The sequence below is a fragment of the Paenibacillus sp. ALE2 genome (assembly GCF_054113385.1).
The window spans coordinates 3,095,331-3,119,249 of record NZ_CM134213.1; the positions used below are offsets into that span (position 1 = coordinate 3,095,331).

Consider the following 23,919-nt stretch of genomic DNA (forward strand, 5'->3'; position numbering starts at 1 on the left):
TGACGCTTTCATTTATACTGAAATCATAAGAGATGTCAACCTGATTAAGATATTACAGGGAAATCAGGGAGACTTTTACTAACGGTGAATGAGGTGGATGCGGATATGAACTCTACTGAATTAAAGAAACATTTTATTGAAAAATATGGTGAAAGCAGCAATGAACTGCTGATATTTCATGCCCCTGGGCGCGTCAATCTGATTGGAGAGCATATCGACTATAATGGTGGTTATGTACTCCCGGCTGCGCTTGAATTTGGTACGACGCTGATCCTTCGTGCGCGCAATGATGACCAAATTCATTTTGCTTCGACAAACCTGTCGTATGAAGTGTCTATCCCCCGCGGAGAGATAGGTAAAAGCAAAACGGATGAGTGGGTGGATTATCCGGTGGGTGTGCTGGTGGAGTTGGCTCAAAAGGGAGTGTATCCTTCTAGCGGATACGATCTGCTCTATCATGGAGAAATACCGAACGGAGCTGGATTATCCTCCTCAGCCTCGATTGAGGTCGTGACAGGCTACGCTTTCTTGACTACCGAAAAGCAGAAAACCGACACTGTCGAAATCGCTTTGTTGTCCCAGCGGGCAGAAAACAATTACGTGGGTGTCAATTGCGGCATTATGGATCAGTTCGCTGTAGCGAACGGAGCGGCTGATCATGCAATCCTGCTGATGTGCGATACGCTGGAGTACCGTAAAGTGCCATTCCGCACAGGAGCTTATAAGCTTGTGATCGGCAATACAAATAAGCGCCGCGGTTTGGTAGATTCAGCCTATAACGAGCGTCGCAGTCAATGTGCGGAAGCACTGTCCATTTTGCAGCAGCAGGAGTCGTCATTGGAATACCTTGCACAGCTGGATGAGGCTCGCTTTGGAGAGCTTCAGCATCATATTGCAGATGAAACAGTTCGCCGCCGGGCACAGCATGTGGTGGAGGAAAACGCTCGTGTGCTGGCCTCTGTCGAAGCTCTTGCGGCGAATGAACTTGCAGCTTTCGGTCAGCTAATGAACGCTTCTCACGATTCATTACGTGACCTGTATGAGGTCAGCTGCACCGAGCTGGATGTTATGGTGGAAGAAGCACGACGCATTCCTGGCACGCTGGGTGCTCGCATGACAGGGGCTGGGTTTGGAGGTTGTACGGTTTCATTGGTTCATGAGGACGATGTGGAACGTTTTGTGAAGGAAGTCGGCGAAGCTTATCAGACCCGTACAGGGCTGGAAGCCAGCTTTTATGTATGCAAGGCAGGAGACGGAGTTAAAGAACTGAAGGAGGACGAATAACATGGCCATTTTAGTCACAGGTGGAGCTGGATATATCGGTTCACATACCGTAGCAGAACTGTTGGATCTGGGAGAAGAAGTTGTTGTGCTGGATAACTTGCAAACCGGACACAAAGGAGCATTACTTGGAGGCAAGTTGTATGAAGGTGATTTGAGAGATAAAGAACTTCTGTCCAAACTGTTCTCTGAAAATAAAATCGACGCTGTTATTCATTTTGCAGCCAACTCGCTGGTTGGGGAAAGCATGCAAAATCCTGGGAAGTATTATGACAACAATGTATTTGGTACGTTGAGCTTGCTGGAGGCGATGAAAGATGCCGGCGTAAGCAAGATCGTATTTTCCTCGACTGCCGCTACTTATGGCGAACCGGAAAAGGTGCCGATTGAAGAAGGTGACCGTACTGAGCCAACTAACGTGTATGGTGAAACAAAGCTGATGATGGAGCGCATGATGTCCTGGTTTGATAAAGTATTAAGCATCAAATACGTGTCTTTACGGTATTTTAATGCGGCTGGTGCCCATGAGAGCGGCAAAATCGGTGAAGATCACCGACCAGAAAGCCATCTGATCCCATTGGTGCTCCAGACAGCATTAAAACAGCGTCCACATATCGCTGTGTTTGGTGAGGATTATGCGACACCTGATGGTACGTGTGTCCGTGATTACATTCATGTAAGTGATTTGGCGGATGCTCATGTGCGCGCAGTGAATTACTTGCGTGAAGGTAATGACAGCAACATATTCAATCTGGGCAACGGGCAGGGCTTCTCTGTGAAGGAAGTTATTGAAACGGCACGCAAGGTTACTGGACTCGACATTCCAGTTGTGACAGAACCCCGCCGTGCAGGCGATCCAGCAATATTGGTTGCATCTTCTGACAAGGCCCGTTCGGTGCTGGGCTGGAGTCCAAAACGTACCCAGCTGGAGGATATTATTAGCGGAGCATGGGGATGGCATCAGTCGCACCCTCAAGGCTACGGCGACGAATAGACGGGAGACGATGACATATGAGCGAGCGCCAATCTGTAGATAAAGGCCAAGACCGGGAACTTTCCCGGCACCTGGCCCATGACATCGACGAAACTGTACAGCAATCGGCTCTATATGCGGTGGAGCAACTGGTTGCATTCGCACATAAGAAGGGCTTGATTGGTCTGCAAGATACGGATTACAGTCGTAATCTGCTATTGGAGCAGTTCGGGTTTTCGGAGCCTTATTCCGGTGGGGAAGCAGGGGGCATTATTGCCCCTGAAGCTCTCCAGCCTGTGCTTAATGTATTGATAGATTATGGTTTTGCCATAGGGATTATCCCTGAAAACACGGATACGTATCGTGATTTGCTGGATTCCAAAATCATGGGTCAGCTAATGGCGAGACCGTCTGAAGTCATCCGTGACTTTCATCAAACGGAGGCTGAACGTGGTATAGAAGCGGCTACAGATGCTTTTTATCAATTATCCATCGATTCGAACTACATTCGAATGGATCGGGTAGCCAGCAATGTGTACTGGAATCAGTCAACGCCTTACGGAGATATGGAAATTACGATTAATTTGTCCAAGCCAGAAAAAAGTCCCAAGGAAATTGCAATGGCGAAGCTTTTACCGCCGCCTGTTTACCCCAAATGTCAATTGTGCCATGAAAACGTTGGATATGCCGGGAGAGTAAACCATCCGTCCCGCCAAAATTTGCGTATTATTCCTGTCGAATTGAATGGGGAACCGTGGTTTTTTCAATATTCACCTTATGTGTATTACAACGAGCATTGCATTGTGTTCCATCATGATCATGTACCTATGAAGCTTACAAAGGATACGCTGCGACGGTTGCTGGCCTTTACGAAAGCGTTTCCGCATTATTTCATTGGCTCTAATGCGGATCTGCCTATTGTCGGAGGGTCGATCCTAACTCATGATCATTTTCAGGGTGGTCGTCATACATTCCCAATTGAAAAAGCGGATGTGGACGGCGTATACCATAATGAAGAGTTTCCGCAGGTTACGGCAGGTATTGTAAACTGGCCGATGTCGGTCATTCGTTTTACGTCAACAGATCCCGACGCACTGTTGGAGGCGGGGAATGCTGCTTTTGAAGCCTGGAAGGGTTATAGTGATCCATCGGTAGACGTTCTCTCTCATACCGAGCTGGAGGGGGAAACGATTCCGCATAATACAGTAACGCCGATTGTGCGCCGGGATTCTGAAGGAAGATATCAGATGGATCTCGTACTGCGGAACAATCGAACGAGTGAAGAATATCCGGAAGGTATTTTCCATCCCCATCGCGAGATGCATCATATCAAAAAGGAAAATATCGGTCTGATCGAGGTGATGGGGCTTGCCATCTTACCAGGTCGACTCAAGGATGAGCTGGATGGAATTGCTGATATCTTGTGTGGGGACGACGAATTGGCCGTGGCTATGCAGCAGGAAGGACATCCACTGTTTAAGCATGCAGACTGGATTTACCAGTTGAATACCCGGTTCGGTCGTCTGTCTGATAAGGAGACGGCTGTTCGTACCGTACAAAATGAGGTTGGACTGAAATTCAGTGAAATTTTAGAGCACGCAGGAGTGTATAAACGGAATCCATCCGGTCAGCAAGCGTTTGGCCGTTTTATGAAACAATTGGGCTATACCTTGGGAGAATAAAGTTGCTTATGTTTCCACATAATACAATACGAGAACCCTCCCAAGATGTGAAATGTAACCATACTCCTTAAGGAGTATGGTTTTTTTTCTGAAAATAAAGCAATTTGTTTCCTGTAACCATAAAGGTTATAATAGAGTAGTTTCTTAACATTAAACTTTAGAAATATTGGAGGCGAACGTTTGCGATGAAAGCATTCGAATTTTATAATCCTACACAATTGATCTTCGGTAAAGGACAATTGGAGGCTCTCAAGCGTGAAGTTCCTAAATATGGAAAACGTGTACTGCTTGTATATGGCGGCGGCAGCATTAAGCGCAGCGGTTTGTACGATAATGTAATAAAATTGCTTGGTGAAATTGGTGCAGAGGTAACAGAACTGGCGGGTGTAGAACCAAATCCTCGCTTGTCTACGGTACATAAGGGTGTTGAATTGTGTAAAACAAATCAAATCGACCTTGTACTGGCTGTGGGCGGTGGTAGTGTACTGGATTGCTCCAAAGCTATTGCTGTCGGTGCAAAATATGATGGGGACATGTGGGATTTTGCAGAGCGTAAAGCGGCTCCCAAAGCAGCCTTGCCATTAGGTACGGTTCTGACCATGGCTGCAACCGGCTCTGAAATGAACGCAGGTTCTGTTATTACAAACGAAAAAACTCAGGAAAAATTGGGCTGGGGTAGCGTACATGCGTTTCCTGCGTTTTCCATTCTTGATCCGGTGAACACATACTCTCTGCCACAAAATCAAACGGTTTACGGAATTGTGGATATGATGTCACATACGCTCGAGCATTATTTCCATTTGGAATCCAATACTCCGGTTCAATTGGGCTGGTGTGAAACGATTTTGCGTACGGTCATAGATGCGGCGCCGGGACTGGTTAACGATCTGGAAAACTACGAGCTGCGTGAAACCATTATGTATTGTGGTACGATGGCACTGAACGGCTTCCTGAACATGGGGCTGACAGGTGACTGGGCTACGCACAATATTGAGCATGCTGTGTCTGCTGTTTATGATATTCCGCATGGTGGAGGACTGGCTATTCTGTTCCCGAACTGGATGAAACATAACCTGCATGTGAAGCCTGAACGCTTCAAACAGCTGGCTGTGAATGTGTTCCATGTGAACCCAGAAGGTAAGAGTGATGAAGAAGTAGCGTTGGAGGGTATTCAAGCGTTGCGTGATTTCTGGAGCTCGATTGGTGCACCAAGCCGTCTGGCTGATTACGATATTGATGCGTCCCAAATTGATGTAATGGCTGATAAAGCTGTGAAATTCGGACCTTTCGGTGGCTTTAACAAGCTCAATCGCGAAGATGTAGTCGAAATTTACAAAGCATCCCTGTAAACAGCGGTTGGAGCATAATAGGCACGTTTGTGCGTCATTAGACGTACGAACGTGCTTTTTTGGGTTTAATTTGGAATATAGGAGGTAAATTTTGAAACTTTTTAAGGTTGAATACGTAAACATAGTTATAGACTGGAAACCAGACTGAAAAGGTGCATGGAAGGAGGAGTCGCATGGAAACCTTATTTTGGTGGTTATTGGCAGGAGGGGCAATCTTTACCGTGGTTAGCGTGTTGATCGGGGATGTACTCGGTAGCTGGCTGGATGGGGCGTTAGAACTGCCGGGTCTTGATTGGTTCAGACCTGTCGTTCTACTTGGGGCTATGACTGCTTTTGGCGGGGCTGGAGTACTACTGACAAAGTATACTGGGCTGACCATGGGCTGGGTCGTTGTGCTTGCTTTAGGAATTGCACTTGTTATTGGAGTGCTAGTGTTTTTTGCGTTTATCAAGCCTATGGCGAATTCAGAGGTATCCAGTGGCTTCTCAATGCGTGAACTAACTGGCAGAATCGGTGAGGTCACCATTCCTGTACCTGAGGTTGGTTACGGGGAAGTTATGATCCGCTTGGGTGCAGGCAACACCATACATACAGCATCTAGCTTTGATCACAAACCGCTTGCTGCGGGAACCCGTATTGTCGTGGTTGAGGTCGCAGAGGGCGTCGTCCGCGTAGCGTACCTGGACACATAGACGGCGCATTCGCTTAACTTGAAGGGAGCGTGATCGGGAGTGTCAAGTTTGCAAGATATTGTGTTGATCCCTGGAATTGTTGTCATTGTTATCGTCATATTAGGGATTGCTTTTTGGGCCCGTTACAAAACGGTAGGACCGGATGAAGGAATGATTGTGACAGGTTCTTTTCTGGGAAATAAAAATATTTCCGAGGATGATTCTGGTCGCAAGATTAAAATTGTACGTGGTGGGGGCGCTTTCATTTGGCCTATTTTCCAGCAGTCCGAATTTATCTCTCTGTTGTCTCACAAATTGGACGTAACTACACCGGAAGTATATACAGAGCAAGGAGTACCCGTGATTGCGGATGGTGTGGCGATCATCAAGGTTGGCAGTTCCATTGAGGATGTAGCCACAGCAGCCGAGCAGTTCATCGGAAAGCCGCTGGAAGCGCTTAGAGGAGAGGCTCAAGAAGTGCTGGAGGGACATTTGCGGGCAATCCTCGGCTCCATGACGGTAGAGGAAGTATATCGTAATCGGGATCGGTTTGCGCAGGAAGTACAGGGCGTGGCTGCGCGCGATCTGAAAAAGATGGGCTTGCAGATCGTTTCATTCACCATCAAAGACGTGCGCGATAAACATGGGTATCTGGATGCGCTTGGTAAGCCGAGAATTGCTGCTGTGAAAAGGGATGCAGAGATTGCAGAAGCCGAGGCAGTACGGGATGCCCGAATTCAGAAGGCGCAAGCAGAACAGGAAGGACAGAAGGCCGAGCTGTTGCGGGATACGAATATTGCCGAGGCAGCCAAGGAGAAGGAACTGAAGGTGGCTTCGTTTAAGAAAGAACAGGATACTGCCAAAGCAGAAGCCGATCAGGCTTATCACATTCAGGAGGCCCGTGCCAAGCAGACTGCCGTCGAAGAACAGATGAAAGTCGAGTTGGTACGTAAGGAACGGGAGATTGATATTCAAGCCAAGGAAATACAGGTACGTGAAAAGCAATATGATGCGGAAGTGAAAAAGAAGGCGGAAGCCGATCGGTACGCAGTAGAACAAGCGGCGGAAGCTGACAAATCGCGTAAAATGCGTGAGGCGGAATCGCTGCAATACTCGATTGAAACACAGGCTAAAGCGTCAGCTGAACAAAAACGTCTAAACGGGCAAGCAGAAGCGGATGCAGAACGGGCCAAAGGTACAGCCGATGCAGATGTCATCCGTTTGCGTGGTCTCGCGGAAGCTGAGGCCAAGGAAAAACTGGCGGAGGCGTTCCAGAAGTTTGGAGAGGCCGCCGTGCTCGATATTATCGTGAAAATGCTGCCGGATTTGGCCGGACGCATTGCCGAACCGATTGCATCCATTGATAAACTGACTGTTGTGGATACGGGTAAAGGGGAAGGGGCAACGCGTGTCAGCAATTATGTCACCGAACTGATGGCGACGGCTCCCGAGATGCTTAAGAGTGTATCCGGTATTGATGTAGAGCAGTTGATCAAGGGACTCACCACGGGAAAAGATGGTCTTCATTCTGTACCGTCCTCCGGTGATCCGAACAAGCTACACCATCCAGCCTCGGTTGAGGTGGTACTAACGGATAAAGAATAACAATAAGTTTTTGGGGAGTAGATTCTCGGCCTCCAAAAGAACGCTTATCATCACAGCATTTCCTGGAAATTGTGATGATAAGCGTTTTCTTTTTATTGACCTTTAGCGGAATATTTGGTACTTTAACGTGGATTCCTCTGAGCTTCATGCTATAATTCTTAGGATCAAGGTTCTGATAAAAGAGGTGCGGATGTGAGCAGCCTAAAAGTGGCCAAAGCGCTGAATAACAACGTGATTATAGGGATGCATCCCGAGCATGATGAGGTTGTCGTGATTGGAAAAGGAATCGGTTTCAATCGCAGAGCTGGCGATCTTATCTCGTTGGATTCAGTTGAAAAATTATTTATTTTAAAAAGCCATGAAGAGCAGGAGCAATACAAACGATTGCTTCCTGAGCTGGATGAAAAGCTCATTGAGGTCATCGGTGAGGTGCTTCATCTTGTTCAGCTTCAAGCAAAGAAGCCTCTAAATGAGCACATACTGATAGCTTTAACTGACCATATTGCCTTCTCCATCAACCGTCAAAAACAGGGGATTACGATTCATAATCCATTCTTGTATGAAACTAGGGAAATATATCCTCAGGAATACAAGATGGCTGAGCAGGCTGTTGCTTTGATCAAGGACAAGATGGACGTGGATCTGGGAGAAGATGAAATCGGATTCGTAGCTCTGCATATTTATAGTGCTATGACGAACCAACATATCTCCGAGGTTAGGAAGGATTCTCGTCTGATTGCTGACATGGTTCAGGTCGTCGAGACGACACTGGATTACCGAATTCCTCTCCAATCCCTTGATTATTCTCGTCTGCTGACTCATCTGAGATTTGCGATTGAACGTGTACGACGAGGAGAAATTGTGCAGGAGATTTACCGGTTGGACAAGCTTTTGAATGAAGAATATCCAGAAATGTATATGCTGGCCTGGAAACTTACGAAGATTATGGAGAAAAGGCTACGTAAACCGGTGTATCCAGCTGAAGTTAGCTATTTAACGATGCATCTGCAGCGCTTGTCCCAACGCAAGGAGCAGGGAGAGCAACAAACTGTGATAAAGCCCGAATAAAAAAGTATTGCCTCGCATTTAGCGTGGTGCTATAATCAATTTTGCAATGAGGAAGACAACAACTAAACATTTTAACGTGTTACTGATTCGATCAGGCATGAGTTGTTTTAAGTTATGATTGTTTACAGCCTACTGGGGTATGCTATATCCCAAGGTTGTGTTCAAACATACTTAAATCGGCTCATGCCTTTTTTGTTGTTTTGCCTCTGTTCTAAATTTCAGAGAAGGATGTGGAAGGTATGTTCAAAAAGCTTTTCGGCGTTTTACAGCGTGTCGGTAAAGCGTTAATGCTTCCAGTAGCCATTTTGCCAGCTGCGGGGCTTTTATTGGGTATCGGCAACATGCTGGTCAATCCTGATTTTCTCCAGTACATCCCTGCGTTAAATGCGGGCTGGGTTCAATCGGTAGCGACAATCATGATGAACGCCGGACAAATTGTTTTTGATAATCTGGCGCTGTTGTTTGCAGTCGGCGTAGCCGTCGGTCTGGCGGGCGGCGAAGGTGTAGCAGGTTTGGCTGCGATCATCGGTTACCTCGTAATGAACATTACGCTGGGTACAGCTGTAGGTGTTACACCTGGTCTGATTGCTCAAAAAGTACCGGGTTATGCGAATGTGTTGGGTATTCCTACACTTCAAACCGGGGTGTTCGGCGGGATTATCATCGGTATACTGGCCGCTGCTATGTACAACCGATTTTTCAAAATCGAGCTTCCTTCGTACCTGGGCTTTTTTGCGGGTAAGCGCTTCGTTCCAATTGCAACGGCAGTATCTTCACTGATTGTCGGACTGGCACTGGTTTTGATCTGGCCCCCAGTTCAACAAGGGCTTAACGCAGTATCTCACTTTATGGTGTATTCCAACCCGACTTTGTCGGCGTTCCTGTTCGGGGTTATCGAACGTGCGCTCATTCCGTTTGGTTTGCATCACATCTGGTACTCACCGTTCTGGTTTGAGTTTGGTGAATATGTTAACAAAGCAGGTCAAACCATTCACGGTGACCAGCAGATCTTCTTCAATCAGCTTCGCGACGGCGTGGCACTGACAGCAAGTACGTTCCAAGTAGGTAAGTTCCCATTCATGATGTTCGGATTACCGGCAGCAGCACTTGCGATGTATCATGAAGCAAGACCGGAACACAAAAAATATGTAGCAGGTATCATGGGTTCAGCTGCCTTGACTTCGTTCCTGACAGGTATTACGGAGCCACTGGAATTTTCCTTCCTGTTCGTAGCTCCATTGCTGTTTGCAGTACACTGTGTATTTGCAGGTTTGTCATTTATGACGATGCAAATTTTGAATGTTAAAATCGGTATGACGTTCTCAGGTGGATTTATTGACTTCCTGATATTCGGGATTATTCCAACCCGTACGCCATGGTGGTATGTAATTATCGTCGGTCTGATTTTGGCGGTTATTTACTACTTCGGATTCCGATTCATCATACGGAAATTCAACTTGAAGACACCAGGACGTGAAGAAGCTACAGATAATGTGGAGGGTGCAGCAAGCGGTAGCAGTGACGAGCTTCCACATAACATTTTGGCTGCTTTCGGTGGTTCATCGAATATCAAGCATCTGGATGCATGTATTACACGTCTTCGGATCGAAGTTAATGAAAAATCAAACGTGGATAAAGCTCGTCTGAAACAACTTGGCGCTTCAGGTGTCCTTGAAGTTGGTAACAATGTACAGGCGATCTTCGGTACCCGTTCCGATACGATTAAAACCCAAATGGCTGATATCATGGCAGGACGTACACCTGCACCTGCTCCTTCAGAACCAGCTCCACAAGAGGAAAAGGAAGCCGGAGAACAAAAGCAAACAATCGTTGTGGAAGATATCGTGATGCCAGTAAACGGTGAATTGGTTGACATCTCGACCGTTCCCGATCCGGTCTTTGCAGAACGCATGACAGGTGATGGATTTGCAGTTGTGCCAAATGATGGAACCATTGTTTCTCCTGTTTATGGTAAAGTATTTAATGTATTCCCAAGCAAGCATGCGGTTGGTATTCAATCCGATGGTGGTAAAGAAGTGCTTGTTCATATCGGGGTAAATACAGTGAAGCTTAAAGGTCAAGGATTTGACGTTTTGGTGAACGAAGGCGATCTTGTGTCAGCCGGCCAGCCTATTATGAAAGTAGACCTGGAATACGTGAAGGCAAACGCTAAATCCATCATCTCACCTGTCATTTTTACCAACCTTCCAGAAGGATCTTCGGTAACTTTAAACAAAACTGGAGTATTGAAGGCTGGCGAAGATGGTATAATTACGATAAAATAAACTCTATGTGTTTCGGATTAGTTGATTAGGCGGCTTAGGCCGTCTGATCAATTATCTGGTATGCTGCGTGTAAACAAATATTATTTTTAGGAAAGTGGGAGGAACAAATTATGCAAACAACTTTTAGAATTACGGATGAAGACGGTATCCATGCACGTCCTGCAACTGCGCTGGTAAATACAGCTAACAAATTCAGCGGTGCTGAATCTTTCGCCGAAGCTAACGGTAAAAAAGTAACTTTGAAATCCATTCTGGGTGTATTGTCTCTTGGTCTGGAACAAGGGGATACTATTAACATTATCTGCGAAGGCGCTGAAGCTGCTGAAGCATTGAAAGCTCTTGAAAATGTAATCGTTAACGAAGGGCTGGGCGAAATTCATGCTTAAAATTTCCGGGATTGCCGCTTCGGCAGGCATAGCCATTGCCCGGGCGTTTATCTTGGAGCATCCGAATTACGCTGTAGAGAGACGCGCGGTTGGTGATGTTGAAGCTGAAATCGCAAGATTGGATGCGGCTTTGGCACAATCTCAAACCGAATTGGAATCGATTAAGGAGAAAACGCTTCGTGAGCTGGGTGAGAAAAAAGCAGAAATTTTTGCATCTCACCTCCTCATTCTGAATGATCCTGAATTGATCGATCCGGTTAAAGCTAAAATCAGAGACGAGCAGCTTAATGCTGACTATGCTTTGAATGAAGTAGCTACACAGTTTATTTCCATGTTTGAGAACATGAAAAGTGCATATTTGCAAGAACGCGCATCGGACATGCGTGATGTAACCAAACGGGTGCTCAATCATCTGCTTGGTGTTCATTTTGTCAGCCCTGCAGAAATTGCCGAAGAAACGATTGTACTTGCAGAAGATTTGACACCTTCCGACACAGCTCAGCTGAACCGTGAATTTGTTAAGGGTTTTGCAACGAATATCGGCGGACGCACTTCACACTCGGCTATTATGGCTCGTTCATTAGAAATTCCTGCTGTTGTAGGAACAAAAAATATATTGTCTCAAGCTAAAAGCGGCGATTTGATTATCGTCGATGGTCTGGATGGTCACGTGTTCGTGAATCCTACCGAAGAAATCGTTGCAGAATACCGCGCTAAACAAGTGGCATATGACAAGCAACGCGAAGAGTGGCGTAAGCTGCGCGGCGAAGCTACGGTTTCCGTCGATGGTGTCCATGTCGAACTGGCAGCCAATATTGGTACGCCTAACGATGTAGCTGGTGTTCTAGACAACGGTGGTGAAGGCGTTGGCTTGTATCGTACGGAGTTCTTGTACATGGGACGCGACAAGCTCCCATCCGAAGAAGTACAATATACAGCTTACAAAACGGTTCTGGAAAGAATGGAAGGCAAACCGGTTGTAGTCCGTACTTTGGACATCGGTGGTGATAAAGAACTTCCTTATCTGGATCTGCCGAAAGAAATGAATCCGTTCCTCGGATTCCGTGCTATTCGTCTGTGTCTGGATCGCCAGGATATTTTCCGCACTCAATTGCGTGCTTTGTTGCGTGCAAGCGTGCACGGTAACCTGCGCATTATGTTCCCAATGATTGCTACGCTGAACGAATTCCGTGAAGCTAAAGCTGTTTTGTTGGAGGAAAAAGAAAAGTTGGTAGCCGAGGGTGTATCCGTATCTGAAGAAATTCAGCTGGGCATCATGGTAGAAATTCCTTCCACAGCGGTATTGGCTGACCAATTCGCAAAAGAAGTGGATTTCTTCAGTATCGGTACTAACGATCTGATTCAATACACCATGGCAGCGGATCGTATGAACGAGCGGGTTTCTTACCTGTATCAACCATATAATCCATCCATTTTGCGTCTGGTGAAAATGGTTATTGATGCCGCTCACCGTGAAGGACGTTGGGTTGGTATGTGTGGTGAAATGGCAGGAGACACAACAGCAATTCCGTTGCTGCTGGGTCTGGGACTGGATGAGTTCAGCATGAGCGCAACTTCCATTCTGCCAGCACGTAGTCAAATCTCTAAGTTGTCCCGTGCGGACATGGAGAAATTGGCTGCAAAAGCTCTGGATATGCAAACAGCCGAGCAGGTTGTTGAATTGGTTCAAAGCATCGAAGCATAAGGAAGGGTATCACATTTTCAAAGGTTATATCTTTTTCCAACAAAAATTGCTGTATACATACAGCAGCCGGTATCTCAACAGATACCGGCTTTTTTGTATGCTTTGGATGGTTGTGTTTGAATTTAACCTTAACTACATGCGCAATTCAGCACAGGCTTACGGGCTGCAGTGGTTTCATCCAGGCGTGTGACTGGAGTGGTATAGGGTGCATTGAGCACCAGCTCAGGGTTCTCCTCGGCTTCGCGCGCAATATGAATCATAGTGTCGACAAAAGCATCCAGCGTCTCTTTGCTTTCTGTTTCCGTCGGCTCGATCATGATGCATTCCTCTACATTTAGCGGAAAATAAATGGTAGGCGGATGGTAACCGAAATCAAGCAATCGTTTGGCTACATCCAGCGTGCGTACTCCAAATTTCTTCAAACCTCGCCCCGACATGACAAATTCGTGTTTACAATGCCCAGGATAAGGCAGGTCAAAGTGCGGAGCCAGCCGATGCATCATGTAGTTGGCATTGAGTACAGCGCATTCGGACACTCGCTTCAAGCCATCAGGACCGTAGCTGCGGATATAGGCATAGGCTCGGACGAGAATGCCGAAGTTTCCGTAAAAGGCTTTGACCCGCCCAATAGAATCTCCCTGCTCCCGATCCCAGCGGTACACACCCTGCGAATCACGTACGACAAACGGCTTGGGCAAATAGGGTATCAGCCGCTGCTTTACGCCGACGGGTCCAGCGCCAGGGCCGCCTCCACCGTGCGGAGTACTCATCGTTTTGTGCAAATTGAGATGCACCACATCGAAGCCCATGTCCCCGGGGCGGGTAATCCCCATGATGGCATTGGAGTTTGCCCCGTCATAGTAAAGCAGACCACCTGCGTCATGCACGATCGCGGCAATGTCAGTAATTTGCTTCTCGAACAAGCCCAGCGTGTTCGGATTGGTCAGCATGAGCGCAGCGGTGTCGTTGCCTACCGCTTGGCGGAGCGCGTCCAGATCCACCAGCCCCTCAGGGGTGGAGGGAAGGGTGATTGTTTCGAAGCCCGCGACGGTTGCACTGGCGGGGTTCGTACCGTGCGAGGAATCCGGCACGAGCACCTTGGTACGTCGCTCACCACGTGCCTCGTGGTACGAGCGAATCATCATCAGCCCGGTCCATTCGCCATGGGCGCCAGCAGCGGGCTGGAGCGTGACGGCATCCATGCCGGTCAACGCAGCCAGATCGTTTTGGAGCGTATGCAGCAGCTCCATAGCCCCCTGGATGCTATTCTCCGGCTGATATGGATGAATTTTAGCGAAGCCTGCGTAACGGGCGACATCCTCATTCACTTTTGGATTGTATTTCATCGTACACGAGCCAAGCGGATAAAACCCGTTGTCGACGCCGAAGTTGCGCTGGGACAGGGCGGTATAATGGCGAATAACATCTACTTCGTATACCTCGGGTAATGCCGCAGGTTCGCTGCGCAGCGCATAATCCGGCAAAAGCTCTGCCACCGGGCGACGAGGAACGTCGCACTCGGGAAGGGAATAAGCGATGCGACCCGGACGGCTCAATTCAAAAATGAGCGCTTGATCGTGTTCCTTCAACAGCTCTTGTTTCTGGTCCGGTCCGGTGTGTGTCATAGCAATCCCTCCAAGGTGTGTATAAATTGGTCAATCTCTTCTTTGGTTCTTTGCTCCGTCACTGCAATCAGCATGTGACCCGCAAGTTCCGGATAGTCCCGGCCCAAATCATAGCCTGCGATAAATCCGGCAGCTAGCAGATTGTCCTGAAGTTGGCTCACATCCGTACCTTCAGGCAGCCTAAGGGCAAACTCGTTAAAGGTCGGTGCGTGAAATGAGGCAGTTACGCCTTTCAAGCTCAGCAATTGTTCTAACGCATAGCGGCTTTTATGCAAATTCAGCTCGGCTACTTCCTGGATGCCCTGTCTCCCCATGACGGACAAGTACACAGATGCAGATAATGCAAGCAACGCTTGATTGGAGCAAATGTTAGACGTGGCCTTTTCGCGGCGGATATGCTGTTCCCGCGCTTGCAAGGTCAGCACGAAGCCGCGTTTGCCGTTACGGTCTGTGGTTTGGCCTACGATACGCCCAGGGATACGACGCATATGTGCCTGAGAAACGGCAAAGTAACCGCAGGTCGGACCGCCGAGGGAGGACGAGATCCCAAGCGGCTGCGCGTCTCCTACAACAATATCCGCGCCCTGCTTGCCGGGCGCCTCCAGCAAGCCAAGTGCCAATGGGTTGGCACTGACGACCATTAGCCCCTTGTGTGCATGGATCAGGTCAGCCATCGGCTTCAGATTTTCCACGGCTCCAAAAAAGTTGGGGCTTTGGATCAAGACAGCCGCCGTCTGTTCCGATACGGCCGCGGCAAGCGCATCGACATCCGTTACGCCGTCCGAACAGCCGATCTCCACGATGTCCAAGTCCAATCCGCGCGCATAGGCTGCCAATACCTGGCGTGCCTCTGGATGGACAGACCTTGATACAATAAGCTGTTTACGGCGCGTGGCTGCGGCGGCCAGTGAGCCCGCTTCCGCCAGAGCTGTCGCTCCATCGTACATACTGGCATTAGCTACTGCCATGCCTGTCAATTCGCAAATATACGACTGAAATTCAAAAATGGCTTGCAGCTCGCCCTGGCTTACTTCCGGCTGATAGGGGGTGTAGGCTGTGTAAAATTCGGAACGTGAGGTGATGTGCTGAATGACGGACGGAATATGATGATCATAAATACCTGCACCAAGAAAGCTGGCATGTGTATCTGTATTGGCATTGTGCCCGGCCAGCTCGGCCATGTGGCGAGTTAGGGCTCTTTCGTCGAGCCGAGAGGAAAGAGGGAGTTCCCCTTGGTATCGAATTGCCTCTGGAATGTCACTGAATAAATCATCAATGGATGATACGCCCACCACACGCAGCATTTCGGTTTGATCTTGTTCGGTCATGGGGAGATAGCGATGCTGCTTCATAAGTTCTGGCTCCTTTCGAAAAGCAAAATTTAGATAGTAAATTAGCTAATACATAATCGTAGTTGGAAAATCCAGAATTTCGTATCTGACATGATCGCTTTTTTAGAGTGAAGAGGATTAAGATCAGCGTGACCGTTTATAAAAGGGGGCTGGGACCACTTCCGCACGCAGGCGTTTACCTCGAATTTTGACCTCTAACGGTGTAGATAGGGTGCTAAAACGACTGTCCACCAGGGCTAGCCCCAAATTACGCTTCAAGGTGGGCGATTGAGTCCCCGTTGTGACCTCACCAATGTGTTGGCCTTCCGCGAAGACTGGATAATGAGCGCGCGGGATACCGCGGTCAATCATTTCCAGCCCGATCAACTTGCGAGGAATTCCTTGTTCTTTCTGGTGTTGCAGTGCTTCTCTGCCGATAAAATCTCCTTTATTCAGCTTGACGAAGAAACCTAAACCAGCCTCAAGCGGTGAAATGGTGGCAGATAACTCTTGTCCGTACAGCGGCAGCCGTGCCTCAAACCGCAGTGTATCGCGAGCACCAAGCCCAGCGGGAATTAGCCCATACGATTCACCGCAACGAAGCAAACCATTCCACACGGCGGGTGCTTCCTCAGCAGGTATATAAAATTCAAAACCGTCTTCCCCGGTATATCCGGTTCGGGAGACGAGTGCTTTTGCTCCGAACAATTGCACGTTCTCATGGAATCGGAAAGATGCCAGATTCGTAATATCTGCATCTGTCACGGCTGCGGCAATATGTGCTGCTTCCGGACCTTGTAATGCCAGCAATGCGATCGCATCAGACACATTCTCCAGATGAACCGATGCAGGTACGTGGCGCATGAGCCAATCCCAATCTTTGTCGATGTTGGAGGCATTCACAACGAGCATGTAGCGCTCTGGTCCTTTGCAGTATACAAGCAAGTCATCCACTACGCCTCCATCGGGGTAACACAGGAGTGAATATTGTGCCTGGCCCGGTTCCAACTGGCTGACATCATTCGTGGTTACCCGTTGCAAAAAAGCCTCGGCTTCTTTGCCCTCAACCAAAAACTCGCCCATGTGCGAGACATCGAATAAACCCGCGCGTTGCCGGACGGCCTCATGCTCTTTTTGGATGCCGCTAAACTGAACGGGAAGCTCCCACCCGCCAAAGTCAATACAACGAACCCCGGGCTGCGTCCCGTAGGACGAAAATAATGGTGTTCTTCGCAAATTAGACATTTTTTCACTCCTATCCAGTGTAATCGGCTAAACAAAAAAGACAGGCTGAAAGAAACGTATAGACGGCAGTCCATACTCTTCTTTTAGCTCTGTCCTTGATACCAGAAAGTTACCCCGGTGTAAACCAGGTTTCCTCTTGGGTGATCCGCTCTAATCGCGAATGCTCTCCAGAGATGCGTCCGGCAGAGGTCCTTTTGCCTGAGAGATTCACCTGCAATGCAAGTTTACTCCTTCGGCGCTACCTTTTGGATCAACGGTAGGTTACCCGGTTTTGCAGGTAACAAGTTGATCCGAGTTCGCGTGCACAACTGTCTCAGAAACGATAACAGCTATGCGAATCTTTTGGGTAGTCTCTCCCTCCGCGTTCATCCGCGTTTGCAGTTGTCGGGGTATTTCCAAAAGCATTTGCTATAACCCATTAATACGCAAATTCATTCAAAATGTCAATAAAAATGTCATATAAAACAATCCAAAAAACATTTAATGTATAAATAAGGATATGTAAGCGTTTGTTACAAGTTATCATTTTTTAATATTCTATGCTATATGAGATAACATGAAGTATTTTTGTTAGTATTATTGACATGAGTGTTCATGTTGTCATAATCTTAACCTGTCTAATACAGGTGATTAAAAGCATTTTATTCATGTGGAAGTGAGGCGAAAGCAGGATGAGTGAAGTGAAACGGGAACTTTGGTATACAGACGAACATGAGTGGGTTCAGCGCACAGCAGACGGGACGTTGCGGATCGGCATTACAGACTTTGCACAGCATCAACTGGGTGATATTGTTTTTGTGGAATTACCTGGGGCGGGAGCAACGATTGAACAGGGGGCAGAGATTGGTACAATTGAATCGGTGAAGACCGTATCCGACCTTTTTGCTCCGGTGGCGGGAACCGTATTGAAAGTAAATGAAGCTCTGGAAAGCACACCTGAGCTGGTGAATGAATCTCCCTATGAAAAGGGTTGGATGATCGAAGTAGAGATGGGCAATGATGTCGAGGAAGCTCTGAGCAAGCTGCTGTCTGCGGATCAGTACGAGCAGTTGATTTCGGATGAACAATAATGAGCAATATAAGATGGAATATTAGCGCTTTATTCTAAATTTTTATATGGATATTGAATTGAATAAAAGCATCGTTAGTCCGCTCGTTTTGTGTATAAAATAGTCGCTATGATCTGACATGGCGGCTATTTTTTTGTTGTCTTTTAGAAGACGTAATTACGTCAATTCATTAGATTTAGAGGTGAGCTCCTCTATATAAGGTGCAGATTTACAGCACTGTTTTTTCGACTAATTTCTATTGTTATCGGTCATATTAAGAAGAATTATGCAGGTATAATACGTTGTCCGTTATTTTAAATTTAAATGTTGTCATCAACGTTCATGACGAAAGTACGTTTTCATTTCGTTGATGAAGATAGCGCTGTCATTTAGTATGAATTTTAAGAAAAGGTAGTGATGCTATTTACTCACAAGGAGGATATGAATATGAGCACAGTGGACACAAAGTCCAGTTCAAACGGTGGCGCTCGTGTCGCCGTACAGCGTTTTGGCCGTTTTCTCAGCGGTATGGTAATGCCCAATATGGGAGCCTTTATCGCATGGGGATTAATCACGGCCCTTTTTATTCCGACCGGGTGGTTCCCGAACGAGGGTTTTGCACAACTGGTTGATCCGATGAAAAATTATTTGCTGCCGCTGCTGATCGGTTACACAGGAGGCACGATGATTCACGGACAGCGCGGAGGTGTGATCGGTGCCATTATGACGATGGGTGTCATTGTGGGGGCCGATATCCCGATGTTCCTGGGTGCGATGGTAGCTGGTCCGCTGGCTGCATGGATATTGAAGAAGTTCGATAAGGCCATTGAAGGCAAAGTCAAATCAGGTTTTGAAATGCTGGTCAATAATTTCTCGGCTGGGATTATCGGTGCCATTCTAGCACTGCTCGCTCATGTGGGGATTGGCCCGGTCGTTCAAACCATCAGCCAAGTATTGTCGGCAGGGGTACAGTTTCTCGTAAATGCAGGGCTCTTGCCGCTTGTCAACCTCATTATTGAGCCCGGAAAAGTATTATTTCTAAACAACGCATTGAATCACGGAGTATTGAGTCCGATTGCGCTAGAGGAAGCTGCAAGAACAGGAAAATCCGTTTTGTTCATGCTTGAATCCAATCCTGGGCCGGGGCTCGGCATTTTGCTGGCCTATTGCCTGTTCGGTAAAGGATCTGCGAAGTCGTCTGCTCCTGGTGCAGTCATCATTCATTTTTTCGGCGGGATTCATGAAATTTATTTCCCTTACATTTTGATGAAGCCGATTCTGATTTTTGCTGCTATAGCAGGGGGCGTTGTGGGGACTTTCTGTTTTATGTTAACAGGTGCCGGACTGGTTGCTGCTCCTTCACCAGGCAGTATCATCGCTTATTTCCTGATGACACCAAAAGGCGGATATTTGCCGATGCTGAGCGGTGTGGTCGCTGCTGCGGTCGTATCCTTTGCTGTGGCCGCAGTATTGCTCAAGACAGGTAAGCAAAAGGAAGAGGGGCTGGAGGAAGCTGCATCCCGCCTGAAAGATATGAAAAATCAAAGCAAGGGTGCAAGTGCTAACGCCACTGTAATGGAAGATAACCACGCATCTGATCGTGCTGCTGAGATTGCCGCAGATCGAATGCTCAAGGATAAATCCGAAGTGAACAAAATTGTCTTTTCCTGTGATGCAGGTATGGGTTCAAGTGCCATGGGAGCTTCAATTTTACGCAAAAAAATGAAACAGGCGGGCGTGGGCGTTACGGTAACGAATACGGCAATCAGTGAAATTCCACAGGATGCGGACATTGTCATTACGCAAAAAACGTTGACAGACCGGGCTAAAACGGTAGCCCCGAATGCTGAACACATTTCCATTGACAATTTTCTGAAAAGCCCTGAATACGAAGCGCTGGTTGAACGGCTGAAATCCGACTTTTAATCCCTATAAAGTCAGGCCGGTTGTATACAGTTTGTATTTCCTGCTGGATGGGATGAGAGCTTGGGAAGGAACGGTATGCGCTTATGAATATTACGAAACGACAATCTGACATCGTAGAGTATCTTTTGGAGCAGCCCCAAGAGGTTACGGCCGGGGAAATTGCCGAGAAGATCAATGTCAGCACAAGGACGGTTCATCGGGAACTTGGCGCAGTTGAGTGTTGGTTGGCGGCTCATGAGGTAAAGCTGGAGAAAAAATCAGGGATCGGTATCTATGTGGATGCCGGCCCGACTCAGCTTGCAAGTCTGCGGGAGCAATTGTTGCATACGAAGTCAGACGAATACTCCGCTGAGGAGAGAAAAATTGTAGTGCTGTGCATGCTGCTGGATACACAGGAGCCGATCAAGCTACTGGCGCTGGCATCGGATTTGAAAGTCACAGTAACTACGGTCAGTCATGATCTGGACGAATTACAAGGATGGATCGGAGATCGAGGGCTCGTGCTTGTGCGCAGACGAGGATACGGTGTCAAGATTACAGGACGGGAGATAGACAAAAGACGGGCGATTTCTGAGCTGGCTCTCGAATATTTGGATGAATCGGATCTGTTTTCCGGTCGAGAGGAGCTTCGTTCAGTGACACGTGTCACTGAAAAGTTGATGGAGATGATGGGTAGGGAGAACCTGCTAACCGTGGAAAATGCCCTTTGGCAGCCTCATGATCAATGGCTGAAAAACATGGTGGAAAGCAAATATATGGAGTTGCTGATTCAAATTTGCGTTTCGCTGGCACGTCTGCGGCTTGGGTACGTTGTAGATCATCGTCTCTCGTATTCGAAAACAGATTCAGAGGAGAATATCATGCTGCGCACAGCTATGGTGGAACGCATATGTGGAGAATTGTCAGCAGCGCTGGATATTGAGTTTCCAGAATCGGAGCGATGTTATTTCGGGCTGCTGTTCCGTGATGCTGAGGATCATTCCACCCGCTTGCTGCCACTGGATGATCTTGTACTGCTGGAGTCGGTTCATGAGTTGATTCGTCGTGTGGAGGCAGAGACTGGCACACCATTGGCAGAGGACCGCGTTCTGCGTGAAGGGCTGATTGCCCATATGACTCCAGTATTCAAACGTTTGAGGGAAGGGAGGTCCATCCGCAACCCCCTCCTTCAGCAAATCCGCAAGGATTACGGCAGTTTATTCGATTCGGTCAAAAAGGCTGCGGCGGATATGACCGAAATGGAAGTACCAGATGAAGAGATCGGATTTCTGGTCATGCATTTTGGCGCTTCGCTGGAGCGGCTGAGACAGTTGCAACGGGAGGTGCGGGCGATCGTAGTCTGCACGAGCGGGATTGGATCTTCCAGACTTCTGGCAACCAGACTGGCCAAGGAGCTGCCACAGATCAAAATCGTGGATAGGGCCTCATGGTACGAGGCGACGCGAATTCCCAAGGAGGATTATGATCTGATCATTTCGACAGTGGAGCTGCCGCTTGAACCGGATCGATATCTCAAAATCAGCCCGCTGCTAACGCAAGAGGAGAGTGACCGTCTGCGTCATTTCATCCAGCATATTACACTCAATCAACTCAATGACCATCGTCAGGAACAGGCTGTTCTGCCTAGTCAGGGCATGGAGTGGCTTACTGGTCTACGGAAAAGCCTTGAGGAGATTGTACACATTGTACAGCAATTTCAAGTATACCCGCTGGAAAATCAAGGGATGGATATGTCAGCCACTATAGAGGCTATCTGCATGTTGGAGGCAGTGCGGGGAAATGTCACAGAGCCTTCTGTTATTGCTGAACAACTTGTAGAAAGAGAGCGTCAAGGGAGTCAGGTGATTTCTGATACCTCCGTTGCTTTGATTCATACGCGCAGTCCCTATGTTCGCCAGCCTTCGCTGACCTTGTATAGGCTGGCTGAGCCGCTGCTGGCGGATGTAGATGAGCAGGTAGAATGCGTTCTGCTGATGTTGGGACCTCGTGAGTTGCCGAAAGAAAGCTTGGAGGTATTGAGCGAGATTAGTGCATTACTGTTGCAGGAAGACATGATTACGCTACTGGAACACGGTAGCAGGGATCAGATTGCCAATTATATATCGAGTGAGCTGGCTGAATTTTTCCACAGTAAATTAGGGACAGGGAGGAATCTAACGTGAGTATTATGACGATAGACAAAATAAAAATGAACGCAACCGCCAAAGACAAATATGAGGCGATTCGTATGGCAGGACAAATTCTGCTGGATGCAGGACATATTACAAGTGAGTATATTGACAAGATGCTTGAACGCGAGGAGATCGTATCCACCTATATTGGGAACGGGCTGGCTATTCCACATGGTACCAAGGAATCCAAGACGCTTGTTCAATCCACTGGCATCTCCATCGTTCAGTTCCCGCAAGGCGTAGATTTCGGGGAAGAAAAAGCATACATGGTGATCGGTATTGCAGCCCAAGGCGGCGATCATATGGAGATTTTGACGAGTATCGCTGTGGTATGTGCGGAGGAAGAGAATATGGACAAACTTCGCAACGCGGTGACCGCACAGGAAATTATAGATCTGTTCGAAAGTGAGCTGGAGTTATGAGAGCCGTTCACTTTGGAGCAGGAAATATCGGTCGTGGCTTTATTGGGCTGATTTTGTCGCGTGCAGGCTATGAGGTTGTCTTTTCAGATGTCAACGAGACCCTTGTATCTGAGTTACGCCGCCGCAAGCAGTATACGGTAGAGTTGGCGAATGACACGAAGGATACGGAGACAGTTACGAATGTAACCGCGATTGACGGCAGAGATGCATCGGCTGTAGCAGACGCGGTAGACCATGCTGATCTGGTCACGACCGCGGTAGGAGTTAGCATCCTCAGGCATATTGCAGCAGGTATTGCCGAGGGCATAGCGCGGCGGGTAGAGCGAGGGGCAGGCCCGCTGCATGTGATTGCTTGCGAAAATGCAATTGGAGGCAGCGCCCAACTGAAAGAGCATGTTTTTGCGCTACTGGATGAGGCGACTCGTGCCAAGGCAGAGGCTTCGGTTTATTTTCCCAATGCCGCTGTAGACCGGATTGTGCCGATTCAGCATCATGAGGACCCGTTGCATGTGCAGGTAGAGCCTTTTTACGAGTGGGTTGTGGATCGCTCGCAAATGGCTCCTGATCATCAAGAGATTGAAGGCATTCTTTACGTGCAGGATCTGGAGCCTTACATTGAACGCAAGCTGTTCACGGTGAATACGGGCCATTGCGTGGCAGCCTATATTGGTTATGTCGCAGGTTATGCCACGATCCAGGAGGCCATGAAGGATACCAAGGTGGTGGACTCCATACACGGGGCGCTGGAGGAAACAGGAGCGGTGCTTGTAAAGCGCTTCGGTTTGAATCAAGGGGAGCATAAGAAGTACATCTCTAAGATTTTGGATCGCTTCCGCAATCCTAATCTGACAGACGAGGTTACTCGGGTCGGACGTTCACCGCTGCGCAAGCTGTCTCCCAATGACCGTCTTGTACGTCCCGCGCTGCAAGCGCAGGAGTATGGTATCCCGACCGATCATCTGGCGTTGGGAATGGCTGCCGCCTGTAAATTTGATATTACAGAAGACCCCGAAGCGGTTGAGCTTCAGCAGGTGATTCGCAGCCAAGGGATGAGTGAAGCGCTGACACGTTATACGTCAATACCTGCAGATGACCCGTTACATCGGCAGATATTGGAGCAATATGATATTATAAGTTCGTAAAAC

At 48.0% G+C, this 23,919-nt stretch carries 18 protein-coding genes and 1 riboswitch; of the genes, 15 read left to right on the plus strand and 3 right to left on the minus strand.

The window, feature by feature from the left end; translation table 11 throughout:
• Window positions 1–105: 105 nt before the first annotated feature.
• The 10 genes from ACXHJ1_RS13575 (at window position 106) to ptsP (ending at window position 13,005) form a co-directional block, all read left to right on the plus strand.
• Window positions 106–1,284: a galactokinase gene (locus ACXHJ1_RS13575; RefSeq protein ID WP_026065404.1), complete on the plus strand. Its 1,179-nt coding sequence runs from the start codon at window positions 106–108 to the stop codon at window positions 1,282–1,284.
• Between the two features lies 1 nt (window position 1,285).
• Window positions 1,286–2,275: a UDP-glucose 4-epimerase GalE gene (galE, locus tag ACXHJ1_RS13580; RefSeq protein WP_457904758.1), complete on the plus strand. Its 990-nt coding sequence runs from the start codon at window positions 1,286–1,288 to the stop codon at window positions 2,273–2,275.
• A gap of 17 nt (window positions 2,276–2,292) precedes the next feature.
• On the plus strand, window positions 2,293–3,936 hold the full coding sequence (locus ACXHJ1_RS13585) for a UDP-glucose--hexose-1-phosphate uridylyltransferase (protein WP_457904759.1): 1,644 nt from the start codon (window positions 2,293–2,295) through the stop codon (window positions 3,934–3,936).
• A gap of 185 nt (window positions 3,937–4,121) precedes the next feature.
• Window positions 4,122–5,285: an iron-containing alcohol dehydrogenase gene (locus tag ACXHJ1_RS13590; RefSeq protein ID WP_016819065.1), complete on the plus strand. Its 1,164-nt coding sequence runs from the start codon at window positions 4,122–4,124 to the stop codon at window positions 5,283–5,285.
• Window positions 5,286–5,458: 173 nt separating this feature from the next.
• Complete coding sequence (locus ACXHJ1_RS13595) at window positions 5,459–5,977, plus strand: hypothetical protein (RefSeq protein ID WP_013372583.1); 519 nt, start codon at window positions 5,459–5,461, stop codon at window positions 5,975–5,977.
• 48 nt (window positions 5,978–6,025) lie between these two features.
• A complete protein-coding gene (locus tag ACXHJ1_RS13600) occupies window positions 6,026–7,561 on the plus strand; it encodes an SPFH domain-containing protein (protein WP_457906181.1) in 1,536 nt (511 codons plus the stop codon).
• A gap of 192 nt (window positions 7,562–7,753) precedes the next feature.
• On the plus strand, window positions 7,754–8,629 hold the full coding sequence (glcT, locus tag ACXHJ1_RS13605) for a glucose PTS transporter transcription antiterminator GlcT (RefSeq protein WP_019688297.1): 876 nt from the start codon (window positions 7,754–7,756) through the stop codon (window positions 8,627–8,629).
• Between the two features lie 239 nt (window positions 8,630–8,868).
• On the plus strand, window positions 8,869–10,914 hold the full coding sequence (gene ptsG / locus ACXHJ1_RS13610) for a glucose-specific PTS transporter subunit IIBC (RefSeq protein WP_016819061.1): 2,046 nt from the start codon (window positions 8,869–8,871) through the stop codon (window positions 10,912–10,914).
• Window positions 10,915–11,024: 110 nt separating this feature from the next.
• Complete coding sequence (locus tag ACXHJ1_RS13615; RefSeq protein WP_007431597.1) at window positions 11,025–11,300, plus strand: HPr family phosphocarrier protein; 276 nt, start codon at window positions 11,025–11,027, stop codon at window positions 11,298–11,300.
• A complete protein-coding gene (ptsP, locus tag ACXHJ1_RS13620) occupies window positions 11,293–13,005 on the plus strand; it encodes a phosphoenolpyruvate--protein phosphotransferase (RefSeq protein WP_016819060.1) in 1,713 nt (570 codons plus the stop codon). Before ACXHJ1_RS13615 ends, ptsP begins: the two co-directional genes overlap by 8 nt.
• A 128-nt stretch (window positions 13,006–13,133) precedes the next feature.
• Here the strand turns inward: ptsP and gcvPB are convergent, their stop codons facing one another.
• The 3 genes from gcvPB to gcvT all read right to left on the minus strand — a co-directional run bounded on the left by gcvPB (window position 13,134) and on the right by gcvT (window position 17,206).
• Window positions 13,134–14,630 (minus strand): aminomethyl-transferring glycine dehydrogenase subunit GcvPB, encoded by a 1,497-nt coding sequence (gene gcvPB / locus ACXHJ1_RS13625; protein WP_019688296.1) that lies wholly within the window; start codon window positions 14,628–14,630, stop codon window positions 13,134–13,136.
• On the minus strand, window positions 14,627–15,982 hold the full coding sequence (gene gcvPA, locus ACXHJ1_RS13630; protein ID WP_457904760.1) for an aminomethyl-transferring glycine dehydrogenase subunit GcvPA: 1,356 nt from the start codon (window positions 15,980–15,982) through the stop codon (window positions 14,627–14,629). Before gcvPA ends, gcvPB begins: the two co-directional genes overlap by 4 nt.
• Window positions 15,983–16,105: 123 nt before the next feature.
• Window positions 16,106–17,206 (minus strand): glycine cleavage system aminomethyltransferase GcvT, encoded by a 1,101-nt coding sequence (gcvT, locus tag ACXHJ1_RS13635; protein WP_457904761.1) that lies wholly within the window; start codon window positions 17,204–17,206, stop codon window positions 16,106–16,108.
• A gap of 189 nt (window positions 17,207–17,395) precedes the next feature.
• A riboswitch (glycine riboswitch) is annotated at window positions 17,396–17,469 on the minus strand.
• Between the two features lie 408 nt (window positions 17,470–17,877).
• Between gcvT and gcvH the strand changes: the two genes are divergently transcribed.
• The 5 genes from gcvH (at window position 17,878) to ACXHJ1_RS13660 (ending at window position 23,916) form a co-directional block, all read left to right on the plus strand.
• Window positions 17,878–18,276, plus strand: a complete 399-nt coding sequence (gene gcvH, locus ACXHJ1_RS13640; protein ID WP_016819056.1) for a glycine cleavage system protein GcvH — start codon at window positions 17,878–17,880, stop codon at window positions 18,274–18,276.
• Window positions 18,277–18,702: 426 nt separating this feature from the next.
• A complete protein-coding gene (locus ACXHJ1_RS13645; RefSeq protein WP_457904762.1) occupies window positions 18,703–20,181 on the plus strand; it encodes a PTS mannitol transporter subunit IICB in 1,479 nt (492 codons plus the stop codon).
• 83 nt (window positions 20,182–20,264) lie between these two features.
• A complete protein-coding gene (locus tag ACXHJ1_RS13650; RefSeq protein WP_457904763.1) occupies window positions 20,265–22,343 on the plus strand; it encodes a BglG family transcription antiterminator in 2,079 nt (692 codons plus the stop codon).
• Window positions 22,340–22,774, plus strand: a complete 435-nt coding sequence (locus ACXHJ1_RS13655; RefSeq protein ID WP_025365592.1) for a PTS sugar transporter subunit IIA — start codon at window positions 22,340–22,342, stop codon at window positions 22,772–22,774. Before ACXHJ1_RS13650 ends, ACXHJ1_RS13655 begins: the two co-directional genes overlap by 4 nt.
• A complete protein-coding gene (locus tag ACXHJ1_RS13660) occupies window positions 22,771–23,916 on the plus strand; it encodes a mannitol-1-phosphate 5-dehydrogenase (protein WP_457904764.1) in 1,146 nt (381 codons plus the stop codon). The genes ACXHJ1_RS13655 and ACXHJ1_RS13660 overlap by 4 nt, the downstream gene beginning before the upstream one ends.
• Window positions 23,917–23,919 lie beyond the last annotated feature (3 nt).

Bases quoted from the DNA above. Each gene is read 5' to 3' on its own strand.
- ACXHJ1_RS13575 (WP_026065404.1), top strand. From the start codon at position 106: ATGAACTCTACTGAATTAAAGAAACATTTTATTGAAAAATATGGTGAA.
- galE (WP_457904758.1), top strand. From the start codon at position 1,286: ATGGCCATTTTAGTCACAGGTGGAGCTGGATATATCGGTTCACATACC.
- ACXHJ1_RS13585 (WP_457904759.1), top strand. From the start codon at position 2,293: ATGAGCGAGCGCCAATCTGTAGATAAAGGCCAAGACCGGGAACTTTCC.
- ACXHJ1_RS13590 (WP_016819065.1), top strand. From the start codon at position 4,122: ATGAAAGCATTCGAATTTTATAATCCTACACAATTGATCTTCGGTAAA.
- ACXHJ1_RS13595 (WP_013372583.1), top strand. From the start codon at position 5,459: ATGGAAACCTTATTTTGGTGGTTATTGGCAGGAGGGGCAATCTTTACC.
- ptsG (WP_016819061.1), top strand. From the start codon at position 8,869: ATGTTCAAAAAGCTTTTCGGCGTTTTACAGCGTGTCGGTAAAGCGTTA.
- ACXHJ1_RS13615 (WP_007431597.1), top strand. From the start codon at position 11,025: ATGCAAACAACTTTTAGAATTACGGATGAAGACGGTATCCATGCACGT.
- ptsP (WP_016819060.1), top strand. From the start codon at position 11,293: ATGCTTAAAATTTCCGGGATTGCCGCTTCGGCAGGCATAGCCATTGCC.
- gcvPB (WP_019688296.1), bottom strand. From the start codon at position 14,630: ATGACACACACCGGACCGGACCAGAAACAAGAGCTGTTGAAGGAACAC.
- gcvPA (WP_457904760.1), bottom strand. From the start codon at position 15,982: ATGAAGCAGCATCGCTATCTCCCCATGACCGAACAAGATCAAACCGAA.
- gcvT (WP_457904761.1), bottom strand. From the start codon at position 17,206: ATGTCTAATTTGCGAAGAACACCATTATTTTCGTCCTACGGGACGCAG.
- gcvH (WP_016819056.1), top strand. From the start codon at position 17,878: ATGAGTGAAGTGAAACGGGAACTTTGGTATACAGACGAACATGAGTGG.
- ACXHJ1_RS13645 (WP_457904762.1), top strand. From the start codon at position 18,703: ATGAGCACAGTGGACACAAAGTCCAGTTCAAACGGTGGCGCTCGTGTC.
- ACXHJ1_RS13650 (WP_457904763.1), top strand. From the start codon at position 20,265: ATGAATATTACGAAACGACAATCTGACATCGTAGAGTATCTTTTGGAG.
- ACXHJ1_RS13660 (WP_457904764.1), top strand. From the start codon at position 22,771: ATGAGAGCCGTTCACTTTGGAGCAGGAAATATCGGTCGTGGCTTTATT.